The organism is Myxococcales bacterium (assembly GCA_016720545.1).
Lineage (GTDB): Bacteria > Myxococcota_A > Polyangia > Polyangiales > Polyangiaceae > JAAFHV01.
The window spans coordinates 220,717-232,144 of the sequence record JADKKK010000035.1 but is presented as its reverse complement, the minus strand read 5'-3'; the positions used below and the strand labels follow the sequence as shown (position 1 = coordinate 232,144).

Below are 11,428 nucleotides of genomic sequence, written 5' to 3'. Positions count from 1 at the left end.
CTCACGGGAACCTCCGCACGAGCCACGCGCGGGCGAGGGCCTCGAGCACGAGGAGCATCACGGCCGGCAAGAGGAGCAGCGGGAAGAGGTCTTCCATCGTGGCCGACTGCGACTCGAAGCGGGTCTTCTCGAGGGTGTCGAGGATGGTGTGCATGCTCACCGACAGGCTCTTCTTGTCGGTCGCCACGTACGACTCGCCGCCGGTGTCGTGCGCGATCTTGCGGAGCAGCTCCGGGTTCACCGGGAAGTGCGTGCGGATGAAGTGCGGCTGGCCGAAGAGGTCGACGCCGTCTTGCACGTCGACCTCGTCGCCGTCGCCGATCTGCACCGTGTAGACCTTCACGCCCTGGGTCTGCGCGAGGTGGGCGGCGTACTCGGGCGCGACGGTGCCGGCGTTCGAGTCGCCGTCGGTGAGCAGGATGATGGCCTTGGAGCGCGCGGTGCTCCTCCGCAGCCGCGCGACGGCGGTGCCGACGGCGTCGCCGATCGCCGTGCCGTTGCCGTCGATGAGCTCGAGCTCCATCTTCGAGACCAGGCCGGAGAGCAGCGACTTGTCGAGCGTGGGCGGCGACAAGATGAACGCGCTCCGCCCAAAGACCACCACGCCGATGCGATCGGTCTTTCGTCGCGAGACGAACTCGAGGATGACGTCCTTCGCCGTCTCGAGGCGGGTGAGCCGCTTCGACGGGCCGCGATCGGTCGGCGTGTCCGGCGTGTTGGGCGGGCTCGCGCCCTCGCCCTGGTCCATGAGCGCCCTCATGGAGCCCGAGAGGTCGAGCACGAGCACGATGTCGATGCCCGACTCCTGCGCGTTCTCGCCGCGGAGCACGTTCTCGGGGCGCATGAGGGCGAGGATGCCGAGCAGCAGCGCCGCGCCTCGCAGCACCCCGGGGAGGTCACGGAAGCGCGCGCGCGCGCCCCTGGGCCCCAGCACGAGGGGCGCGACCGTGGGCAGCGTGAGCGTCGGCACGCGTCGATCGGCCCCCACTGTGGTGAAGTAGACCACCAGGGGCACGACGAGCGCAGCGAGCCCCACGAGCGGGTGCTCCCACACGACCGAACGCCACGCCCAGCCTCGCGACGCGAGCGGGTAGATGAGGCCCACCGCCGTGGCGGCGAGCACCGACGCGGCGATCCCGACGAGGCGAGGCGCGCGGCTCATGAGGCCTCCTCGTCGTCGCTCGGCTCGCGGGGAGTGGCCCCGTCCGCGGCGGTCGCGTCCGCGGCGGCCGCCTCCGGCGATTCCGCTCGGGTCGTCGTCGCCTCTGCGGTGCTCGCGTCGGGCGCGTCGCCTGCGTCGGCCGACGACGCCTCGTCGGCGGGGTCGGTCGCGTCGCTCGACGGCTCGGCCGCGTCGTCACCGACGGGCGCGTCTTTCACGGCGCGCCGACGTGGGCCGCCCTCGCCGCGCTTTCTCGGCATGGTGACGTGCACGTGCCGCTCCGCCGAGTCGAGCATCGCTTCACACGCCGCGCGCTCCGGCGCGAACTTCGCGAACTTCACGAGATCGCACTCGCGGAGGATCCCGAGCACCCGCGCCCGCTCGTTCTCGGCGAGGCTCCCTCGACCGAGGTGGCCCGCGATCTCGTCGGTGGTCTGCTCGAGCCCGTCGAAGCCGAGGCTGGCGCCGAGGTACTCGCGGAGCGCGTCGCTCACGCGGTCGCAGAACTCCGCGGGTCGCCCCGCGTCGAGCAGGCCGGCGTGGCGGGCGTCGTGCAGCCGCTCGAGCGCGAGCTCCCACGCGGGGCGCGGCGGCGGCGGCGGGGGGACCGGTCGCGGCCGTCGCTTCCAGCTGCGGTAGAGGAGCGCAAAGGCGAGCCCGAGGGCGAGGCCTCCCGCGGCGGCGGCGGCGGCGAGCTTCGCCTCGCGCCACTCTTCGCGCTGGGGCCGCGGCGGCGGGTTCGGTCGCGGATCGGGATCCGCCGTGTCGGCGTTGGCGATCGGATCGTCGACGAGGATCGCGTGGCTGCGGGTGCACACGGTGGAGAGCTCCCCGTTGGCGCGCGCGACGGCGACAGGGAGCGGCGGGAGCACCAGCGTGCTCCGTCCCGGCTTCTCGGGCAGCAGCACGAGCGGCACCTCGAGCACCGTGACCACGATCTCCTTGCGGTTCGGGTCCTCGGGAAGCACGGTGACGCGCGCGGCGGCCGTGCCTCCGTCCTGCTCGGGGAGCGCGAAGCCGGCGGCGCGGAGCTCCTTCTCTGCCTCGCTGGAGCGCTGCAGCTCGAGGCCGTTCGGGAGCACGTGCTCGCCGCGGCCGTGGCGAATGGTCACAGTGAGAGCCGCCGCCCACCCCGACGTCCCGCGCCGAGGGAAGTCGTCGGTGACGATCGGCCGGGCCGCGCCCCTCGCGATCGACTCCACGCACCCATGAATGGAGGCCGGGGCCTGCGCGTCCGCCGGCGCGGCGCTCGCGGAAGCCAGAGGAGTCGCCTGCGCCCCGGCCTCCGCGCTGGCGTCCAGCGTGTCCGCCGCGGCGCGCGCGCCGTGCAGGCCGAGCAGCGCGGCGGCGGTGACGAGCGCGGCGACGCGGGCGACGCGGTCGTGGAGAGCGCGCGGGCTCATCGGTGCGCCCTCCGCGCGCGGCGCGCGAACAAGTCGCGCAGCGGCCGCACGAAGGAGCCGCCCGTGTCGATCTCGACCGAGTCGAGCCCGCGCTTGCGGAACAGCGCGGTGCGAGCCGCGTGCAGGGCCAACATCGACTTCTTGTAGTTTGCACGCACCTCGGGCGCGCCCGTGTCGACGAGCACGAGCTCGCCGGTCTCGAGGTCTTGAAAGCTCGCGAGGCCCACGTCCGGCAGCTCGTCGTCGCGCGCGTCGTGGAGCACCACCGGCACGACGTCGTGCTTCGCGGCGGCGAGCGAGAGCGCGCGCTCGTACCCCTCGGCGAGAAAGTCGCTGACGACGAACGCGACGCTTCGGCGTCGGGCGACGCCCACGAGGCCCTCGAGCAGGCCCTTGAGGTCGGTCGCGGCCCCGAGCGGAGGCGCCCCCCGGGGCGAGCGCGGCGGCGCCTCTTCCTTGCGCGTCTGCGCGTGCAGGGTGGGGGAGTAGCCGAGGATCTCGCGCACCACGCGCATCACGTGCTTCTCGCCCTTCTTGGGCGCGACCACGCGCTCGAGGCGGTTCGTGCCGATGAGCAACCCCACGCGGTCGTTGTTGCGGATCGCGCTGAACGCGAGCAGCGCGGCGATCTCGGAGGCCACATGCGCCTTCTGCGCCCGGCGCGTGCCGAAGCGCGCGCTCTCCGAGAGATCGACGGCGATCATCACGGTCATCTCGCGCTCTTCGACGAAGACCTTCACGAAGGCCTCGTTCATGCGCGCGGACACGTTCCAGTCGATCGTGCGGACGTCGTCGCCTGGCTGGTACGGCCGCACCTCGCGGAACGCAAGACCCTGGCCCTTGAAGCTCGACGCGTAGGTGCCCGACAGCTGCTCGTTGGCGAGGCGAGCCGTGTGGATCTCGATGGTCCGGAGCGCGGCGAGCAGTTCCTTCGGGATCATGGCGTCTCGTGGCTCGGCCTCGCGGCGCGAGACCTCCTCAGGGCACCTCGACCGCTTCGAACACGCGCCGCACAACCTGCTCGGCGGTGACCTCCTCGGCGTCGGCCTCGTACGTGAGTACGACCCGGTGGCGGAGCACGTCGGGGCCGACGGCCTTCACGTCCTCGGGGGTCACGTAGCCGCGGTGGCGGAGGAAGGCGTGCGCGCGCGCGGCCATGTTGAGGGCGATCGACGCGCGGGGCGAGGCGCCGTACTCGATGAGCGGCGCGAGGTCCTTCAGGCCCGCCTTCTTCGGCTCGCGCGTCGCGAACACGACGTCGACGATGTAGTCTTTCACCTTCTCGTCGACGTACACCTGGCCCACGACCTTGCGCGCCTCGAGGAGCTCTTCCGTCGTGACGACCGGGTTCGCTGTGGGCGCCTCGGTGAGGGTCATGCGGTCCATGATTTTGCGCTCGTCTTCGCGCGAGGGGTAGCCCACCTTGACCATGAGCATGAAGCGGTCGATCTGGGCCTCGGGCAGCGGGTAGGTGCCCTCCTGCTCGATCGGGTTCTGCGTCGCCATCACGATGAACGGCTTGGGCAGCGGGTAGCTGGTGTCGCCGATGGTGACCTGCCGCTCCTGCATGGCCTCGAGCAGCGCGCTCTGCACCTTCGCGGGCGCGCGGTTGATCTCGTCGGCCAGCACGAGGTTCGCGAAGACGGGCCCGAGCTTGCTCGTGAAGTCGCCCTTCTGCTGGTTGTAGATCACCGTGCCGATGACGTCGGCCGGGAGCAGGTCGGGCGTGAACTGGATGCGCGCGAACTTCGCGGAGATGACGTCGCAGAGCGTGCGCACCGTGAGGGTCTTGGCGAGGCCAGGCACGCCCTCGAGCAGCACGTGGCCGCCGGTGAGCAGCCCGATGAGGATGCGCTCCACCATGTAGGTCTGCCCGACGATGATCTTCCCGACCTCGGCGGTGAGCCTCTCGACGAAGGCGCTCTCTCTCGCAACCAGCTCGTTCAGTACGCGGACGTCCATCGTTCTTGCTCTGCCCCAATACCACACGGCCGCGCGCCCCGCGAGCGCCGGCTCGCGTGCGCGCCACGAGCCGCGGCTCTTCCGAGGCGCGCCGCGCCTCGTCGCTGATCTGCCGGCTATTCCGCGGGGGTGGGCTCGCCCGTGGTGCCGTGCACGGGGGCGGTGTGGAGGAGCTTGTCGAGGTCCTTCTCGCCGAGATCGACGGGCGTCCGGCTCGCGAAGACCTTCGCGCCCCACTCACGGAGATCGTCGACCAGGCTGTAGATGACCGGGACGGCGAGCAGCGTGAGGAGGAGCGAGAGCGTCTGGCCGCCGATGACGATGCTCGCCGTGGCGCGATTGAAACCAGAGCCGATGCCCTTCGAGAAGATGAGCGGCGCCATGCCGGCCACGAACGCGATCGTGGTCATGAGGATGGGCCTTAGACGGTCGCGGTTCGCGTCCATGATCGCGGTGTGGCGATCGAGCCCGAGCGACCGGAGGTGATTCGTGTGGTCCACCTGGAGAATGCTGTTTTTCTTCACGACGCCGAAGAGCACGAGGAGCCCGAGCATCGAGAACATGTTGAGGCTCTGGTTGAAGATCTTCAGTGAGATGAACGCGAACGGCACGGTGAGCGGCAGCGAAGCCAAGATGATGCCCGGGTAGAGCCACGACTCGAACTGCGCCGCGAGGATGAGGTACATGAAGACGAACGCCATCCCGAGGGCGAGGGCGAAGCCAGCGCCGGTCTCCGCCTGCGACTTTGCGCGGCCAGTGAGCTGCAGCCGGTAGTTCGGCGGTGGCTTCTGCTCCGCGAACTTGGTTTGGATGTACTTGACGACCGCGTCGTCGCCCTTTCCGGGCGCCGCGTTGGCGAGGAGGGTGATTTGGCGCTCGCGTCCGTAGCGGTTGATGCGCGACGGCGCGGTGCCATCTTTCCACTTCACGACCGAGGCGAGGGGCACGTTTCCGTACTTCGTCGAGGGCACGTTCATCAGGTTCATCGCCGTCGCGTCGAGCCGGAAGCGCTGCTCGGCGCGGAGGCGAATGTCGTACTCCTCGCCGCCTTCGGGGAACGTGGAGCCCTTCACGCCGGCGACGAGCATTTGCAGGGTCGTGGCGACGTCGGACACGCTCACCCCGAGGTCGGCGGCGCGGTCGCGATCGATCGAGACCTTCACCTCGGGACGACCGGGGAGGTTCGTGGTGTCGACGTCGACGGCGAGCTTGGACTCTTTGAGGCCGTCGGTGATGGCCTTCGCGTACTGCTCGAGGAGACCGAAGTCGGCGCCCGAGAGCACGATCTGGTTGTTCTGCGTGTTGCTGCCGACGCTGAAGTCGGGCACCTCGGCCACGTTCACGCGCAGCCCGGGGGGGAGCTTGGCGATGACCTCTTTGCGCGCGCGATCCATGAGCTCGAACTGCGACTCTTCGCGCGCCTTGGGGTCGATGAGGTCGACGTAAATCTGCGAATAATTGCGCGTTTTCTGGTCGTCTTCGGCCACCGTGATGAGGATGTGGGACACGCCGGGGAGGTGGCGCAGCTCGGCCGCGGCGCGCTCGGCGATGAGGAGCGTAGCCTCGGAGCTTGTGCCCTCCGGGGCCCGGAGCGTGACCTGGAACTTCGCTTTGTCGTCGAGGGGCAAGAAGCCCGAGGGGAGCGACTTGGCGATCGGGACGCACGAGCCGAGGCTCGCCGCGCACGCGACCATGATGACCCAGCGACGCTTGAGGGAGAACCCAAGCATCGCCATGTAGGTGCGCTCGATCGGTTTATAGAACGCGTTCACGGCGCGCGTGAGCCAGTTCTCGGTGTGGGGGCGGAGCAGGCGCGCCGACATCATCGGGGTGAGCGAGAAGCTCACGACGAGCGACACACCGACCGCGAAGGCCATCGTGTAACCAAAGCTCTTGAGGAAGCGCCCCGGGATGCCGCCGATGAACGCGACGGGGATGAACACCGCCATGAGGGAGAGGGTGGTCGCCATGACGGCGAGACCAATCTCCTTGGTCGCCAAGATCGACGCGGGGAACGGCTTGATTTTCTTTTCGTCGATGAACCGGATGATGTTCTCGAGCACGACGATCGCGTCGTCGATGACGATACCGACGGCGAGGGCCAGGGCGAGCAGGGTGATGTTGTTCAGCGTGTACCCCTGGACGTACATGAGACCGAACGTGCCGACGATGGACACCGGGATCGCGATGGCGGCGATGAGGGTGCTTCGTACGTTGCCGAGGAAGAGGAGCACGACGAGGGCGGCGAGGAGACCGCCGAGCACGAGGTGCTCGGTGACCGAGTGCACGCTGGTGCGGATGGTCTGCGAGTTGTCGCGGATGACGACGAGCTCCATGTCGCCGGGGAGCGTGGAGCGCACGGTGTCGAGCCGCTTCAAGATCGAGTCGACCACCTCGATCGTGTTCGTCCCCGACTGCTTCACGATCGACATGACGACGACGTCTTGGCCGTCGTAGCGCGCGAGGGAATCGACGTCGCTCTGGCTGTCGACCACCTTCGCGACGTCGCCGATGCGGAGGACGCGGCCTTCTTGTGCGCGGATGACGAGGCGGGACACGCCGTCCACGGTGGCGACGCGGCCCTCGATCTTGAGGGTGATGCTCTGGGGACCCGTCTCGAGGGCGCCGCCGGGGGTCATCATGTTCTGCGACTGGAGCGCGCGCAGCACGTCGATGGGGGTGACCTTCTCCGCGCGGAGGGCGGTCGGGTTCATCAGGATGTTGATCTGGCGATCGCGCCCGCCGATGACCGCCACCTTGCCGACGCCGTTGATCGTCTCGATCTGACGGCGCACCTTTTTGTCAGCGGTCTCGCTGAGATCGCGGAGGGTCGTCCCTGGCCTCTTCGCGCGGAGGCCCACGAGGAGGACCGGTGAGGCGCCGGGATCGATTTTGGTGACGACGGGGGGGTCGAGCCCCTTCGGCAGCTCCTGGGTCACGAGGTTTATCTTGTCGCGGACCTCGTTGATCGCGCTCTCGACGTTCTTCTCAAGCTTGAACGCGATGACCACCTGGGACACGCCCTCGCTCGACGTGCTCGTGAGCTCGTCGATGCCCGAGATCGTGTTGACGGCGCCCTCGATCTTGTCGGTGACGTCGAGCTCGACCTCCTCCGGAGAGGCTCCGTCGAGGCGGGTTGTGACGACGACGATCGGGATTTCGACGTTGGGGAACTGGTCGACGCCGAGACCACGGTAACCGACGATGCCCAACACCATGATGGTGAGGATGAGCACCGAGGCGAATACCGGACGGCGCACGCAAATTTGTGCAAGCCACTGCATGGTTCGAACCTCAGATTCTGCGGGCCAAGGCGCTCGTCGCGTTCATTCGACGCGGGCGCCGTTCTGCAAGCCTTGGAGCTTCCCGACGACCACCTTCTCGCCGGCTTTCACGCCCACGTGAACGGTGAGCCGACCGTCGACCTCGGGGCCGTACTGGAGCACTCGCTCCTCGAGCCGATTGTTCACGACGACGAAGACGCGCTTCTTCTCTTGCCGTTCGAACACCGCGGCGAGGGGCACCGAGGCGAGCTTCTGGCTCCCCGTGGAGAGGGAGACGTCGGCGAACATGCCGGGGAGGAGCTTCTTCGACTCGTTCTCCACGATCGCCTCGGCGACGAGGTCGCGGGTGGTCGCGCGGACGGCGCCGGAGATGAATTTCACCACGCCCTTGAACGAGTCGTTCGGGTACGCGGCGACGGAGAAGGTGACCTTGGAGCCCTCTTTGAGGTGGGCGAGATCGGCCTCGGGGACGGTGAGCTCGAGGCGGAGCTCGCCTACTTGGGAGATGGAGACGACCTTCGAGGCGGGCTGCACGTACTCGCCGACGTCGACGAAGCGCTCGGAGATGATGCCCGCGAAGGGGGCGCGGATGGTGCCGTCGCCGACGTTCTTCGCGGCCATGTTTTGGCGCGCCTTGGCGGCCTCGAGGCTGAGCGGCGCCGTCTTGCACTTGGCGGTCGCCTGGTCGTACTCGAGGTCGCTCATGGTGCCTTTGCCCTTGAGCGCCTCGTAGCGGGCGCAGTCGGCTTTGCTTATCTCTTCCTGCGTCTTCGCGGTCGCGACGGCGACCCTCGCCTCGGCGAGGGAGAGCGCGGCGGCGCTCGTGTCGAGCTGGGCGATGAGATCGCCCGCTTTCACGAGTTGACCGCGCTCGACGACCGTCCTCGTGACCCGGCCGGCGGCGTTGGCGGCGAGGTCTGTCTCGCGTGCGCCCTTGAGGGTGCCGGTGAGGCGCAGGTGGATCGGCGCGTCCACGGTGGTGACCTCGGCCGACTCGACGTGAACCGAAGGCGCGGCGTCCTCCGACTGGGCGTCTGCCGGCTTCTTGCAACCCACGAGGCTTGCAGCGCCTCCGACGAGAACGGCGAGCGCAAAGCCGCGCAGGGCTGAACGGGTTTGGTTGCGGGAGATGGGAGACATAGGCATCGAGGGCTCGCTCGCGAGGGCTTTGGGCGACACGGAATGAAGATGGCGCAGAGTCACTTCTGCATGAGCTCGGATGACTTCCCCGCGGCGATGCGAAGAATGGCGCGAGCCTGGGTGACGTCGAGCTCGGCTTGAATGCGCGCGACGTTGGCGGCGAACGCGTCGCGCTGGGCTTGGGTGACGTCGAGCTGAGTAGAGGCTCCGCTCGAGTACCGGTCTTGTGCGATGCGGGCGGCGCTGTCGGCGGCTTTCACCTGCGCGCGCGCGGCGCGTGCCTTGGCGATGCCGGTGCCGGTGCGATGCCAGGCCTCGACGATCGCGTCCTCGACGTTGCGCTTGGTGCCGTCGGCGCGCGCGGCCGTGGCGGCGGCTTGTGCCTTGGCCACGTCTTGCTGGGCGAGGAGCCCGAGGTCGAAGCGGAACGAGAGCGTCGCGGAGAGGGTGTACGAGCTGACTCGCCCGGTGAAGCCGGTCGCGTTGGTGAAGCGCTCTTGAGCCTGCGCGGAGAGCGATGGGAGATAGGCGAGGTTGGCGGTGCGGCGGGTGGCGTCCGCGAGCTTCGCCTCGTTCTCGGCGATCTTGTACTCGGGGAGGCTCTCTTTGCCTTGGCCGAGCCAAATCGCGAGCGCCGTCTCCTCGTGGAGATCGTCCTCCGGGAACGCGGTGGGCGGCTCCGGCGTGACGCGGGTGATGGTCGCCAGGCTTCGCGTCGCGAGCACCCTGGCGAGCTCCGCGTCGGCGACGTCTTGTCTCGCGCGCTCGAGGTTTGCCGTCGCCCGCTCGAGATCGAGGGGGGGCGCGACGCCGGCCGCGACCCGATCCTTCACCAGCCCGAGGTTCTGCTCGGACAGCGCGAGGCTCTTGTCGGTGGCCTGGCGCAGGGCCGAGGTGGCGATGACGAGGTAGTACGAGCGGACCACGCGCTCGGAGAGCTGGCGGTGGGTGAGCCCCTGCGTCGCCCTCGAGAGCGCGAGCTGGATCTTCTGGGTGTCGTACCGCGAAAACTGCGACAAGTCTGCGATCGGCACGTCGAGGACGAGGAACGCGTCGAGCTGGTTTTGCGGGATGATGACGAGCGGCGCCGATGCCCCGGGGAGCTGCGCGACGGCTTCGTATTGGTTGTGGGTGAGCACGCCGCGCGCCGCGAACGACGGGAGCAGGCGCGCACGAGCCAAGTCGACCTCGGCCTCCCGCTGGTGGATGGTGGCGTCGGCTACTCGCGCGTCGGGGTTGTTCTCCTTGGTGCCAGCGAGGAACGTCGCGAGCGGCTGGAGAGCGAGGGCGGACGAAGGGACGAGCAGCGCGAGCGCTGCGGTGGCGACCATGCGCCCGAACCAAGTGGATCTCATGAGATTCGTTCCATGGCGACGATGTGGTTCATCGAGGGGTGCCACACCGCGGCGAGCATCGCAACTCTTAGTAGCGATTGTGGCGCGTCGTGCGCGCGCGCCCGGCGCAGCGATCTTGGGGGTGAGGGCGGGGTGAGGGCGGGGGGATGGCGTGCAGTGGACAAGGCGGTCGGAGTCGAATTTGGGGACGCGAGCCGCTTCGCGCACCGCGTCCGTGCACGTTCTAGCCGGTCCCATCGCGGTCATCTTCGGCGGACGAGGTGAGCACGGAGGAGGCGAGGGACCGCAGTAGGGCACGCGTCGCGTTCGGGATCGGAGGCGATGCGAGGGCAGAGGGCGCCGTGCGGGCGTGTAGCGCGAGGCAGGGGCCGAAAATATCGCAACTCATGGTTGCGAAATTACATGCCATGACGCAGGCTGTATCGCAACACTTCGTTGCGAAACTTTACGAATGCTAGGATCGGGCGAGACGATGAAGAAGCGGACCTTGGAACTCCCCGAGAAGGGCGCGCGCGGTGACGCTGTCGTCAAGAAGGTGCTCGCCGCCACGCGGGAGGAGCTGGCGCACGTGGGCTACCGCGCGCTGCGCGTGGACGACGTGGCCGCCCGCGCCGACGTGCACAAGACCACCGTGTATCGACGGTGGCCCACGAAGCGCGAGCTGGTGCACGAGGCGATGCTCACGCTGGTGAGCGACTCGCTCCCGTCGCCGGACACCGGCAGCCTCCGCGGCGACCTCCTCGAGGCCTCGAGGCAGCTGACGCAGTTCATGATGTCGGTCGCGGGTCAGGGCGTGATGCGCGTGGTGATGGCGGAGGTCACCGACCCGGACGTGGTCCAGATTTGCCAGGCGATCCGAGACAGCAAGGAGAACGCCTACCGCAGCATGGTGGGCCGCGCCCTGGAGCGGGGCGAGCTCCGTGATGACGTGGACGTCGACATGCTCCGCGGCATGCTCTTCGGCCCCATTCACCACCGCTTCTTCATGTTGAACCAGCGCGTGGACGAGCTCTTTTTGGCCCGCCTCGTGGACACCGTGCTGCTCGGCGCGGCGCCGCGGCCGGAGCCCAAGGTTCGCAACGAATCGTCGCGAACGAAGACGGGGCGCTAGGCCGGCGGCAG

The 11,428-nt window shown here is 68.8% G+C and carries 8 protein-coding genes; 1 reads left to right on the top strand and 7 read right to left on the bottom strand.

Annotation, left to right across the window (positions count from 1 at the left end; translation table 11 throughout):
* Nucleotide 1: 1 nt before the first annotated feature.
* The 7 genes from IPQ09_29565 to IPQ09_29535 all read right to left on the bottom strand — a co-directional run bounded on the left by IPQ09_29565 (nt 2) and on the right by IPQ09_29535 (nt 10,306).
* Complete coding sequence (locus IPQ09_29565) at nt 2–1,162, bottom strand: VWA domain-containing protein (protein MBL0198296.1); 1,161 nt, start codon at nt 1,160–1,162, stop codon at nt 2–4.
* Nucleotides 1,159–2,565, bottom strand: coding sequence for a hypothetical protein (locus IPQ09_29560; protein MBL0198295.1), 1,407 nt, complete (start codon nt 2,563–2,565; stop codon nt 1,159–1,161). Before IPQ09_29560 ends, IPQ09_29565 begins: the two co-directional genes overlap by 4 nt.
* The gene (locus tag IPQ09_29555) at nt 2,562–3,506 is read right to left on the bottom strand and encodes a DUF58 domain-containing protein (GenBank protein ID MBL0198294.1); all 945 of its coding nucleotides are present in this window, start codon (nt 3,504–3,506) and stop codon (nt 2,562–2,564) included. The genes IPQ09_29560 and IPQ09_29555 overlap by 4 nt, the downstream gene beginning before the upstream one ends.
* Nucleotides 3,507–3,543: 37 nt before the next feature.
* On the bottom strand, nt 3,544–4,527 hold the full coding sequence (locus IPQ09_29550; protein ID MBL0198293.1) for a MoxR family ATPase: 984 nt from the start codon (nt 4,525–4,527) through the stop codon (nt 3,544–3,546).
* Between the two features lie 116 nt (nt 4,528–4,643).
* Entirely contained in the window at nt 4,644–7,811 is a 3,168-nt protein-coding gene (locus IPQ09_29545; GenBank protein MBL0198292.1) for an efflux RND transporter permease subunit, read from the bottom strand.
* Between the two features lie 42 nt (nt 7,812–7,853).
* Nucleotides 7,854–8,951, bottom strand: a complete 1,098-nt coding sequence (locus IPQ09_29540; protein ID MBL0198291.1) for an efflux RND transporter periplasmic adaptor subunit — start codon at nt 8,949–8,951, stop codon at nt 7,854–7,856.
* A 59-nt stretch (nt 8,952–9,010) separates the two neighbouring features.
* A complete protein-coding gene (locus IPQ09_29535; GenBank protein MBL0198290.1) occupies nt 9,011–10,306 on the bottom strand; it encodes a TolC family protein in 1,296 nt (431 codons plus the stop codon).
* Between the two features lie 472 nt (nt 10,307–10,778).
* Here IPQ09_29535 and IPQ09_29530 point away from each other — a divergent pair, with 472 nt between their 5' ends.
* On the top strand, nt 10,779–11,417 hold the full coding sequence (locus tag IPQ09_29530) for a TetR/AcrR family transcriptional regulator (GenBank protein ID MBL0198289.1): 639 nt from the start codon (nt 10,779–10,781) through the stop codon (nt 11,415–11,417).
* The last annotated feature ends 11 nt before the right edge of the window (nt 11,418–11,428 follow it).

Excerpts from the sequence above, each read along its gene's own strand:
- IPQ09_29540 (MBL0198291.1), bottom strand. The coding sequence starts at position 8,951 with ATGTCTCCCATCTCCCGCAACCAAACCCGTTCAGCCCTGCGCGGCTTT.
- IPQ09_29530 (MBL0198289.1), top strand. The coding sequence starts at position 10,779 with ATGAAGAAGCGGACCTTGGAACTCCCCGAGAAGGGCGCGCGCGGTGAC.
- IPQ09_29565 (MBL0198296.1), bottom strand. The coding sequence starts at position 1,162 with ATGAGCCGCGCGCCTCGCCTCGTCGGGATCGCCGCGTCGGTGCTCGCC.
- IPQ09_29545 (MBL0198292.1), bottom strand. The coding sequence starts at position 7,811 with ATGCAGTGGCTTGCACAAATTTGCGTGCGCCGTCCGGTATTCGCCTCG.
- IPQ09_29550 (MBL0198293.1), bottom strand. The coding sequence starts at position 4,527 with ATGGACGTCCGCGTACTGAACGAGCTGGTTGCGAGAGAGAGCGCCTTC.
- IPQ09_29535 (MBL0198290.1), bottom strand. The coding sequence starts at position 10,306 with ATGAGATCCACTTGGTTCGGGCGCATGGTCGCCACCGCAGCGCTCGCG.
- IPQ09_29555 (MBL0198294.1), bottom strand. The coding sequence starts at position 3,506 with ATGATCCCGAAGGAACTGCTCGCCGCGCTCCGGACCATCGAGATCCAC.
- IPQ09_29560 (MBL0198295.1), bottom strand. The coding sequence starts at position 2,565 with ATGAGCCCGCGCGCTCTCCACGACCGCGTCGCCCGCGTCGCCGCGCTC.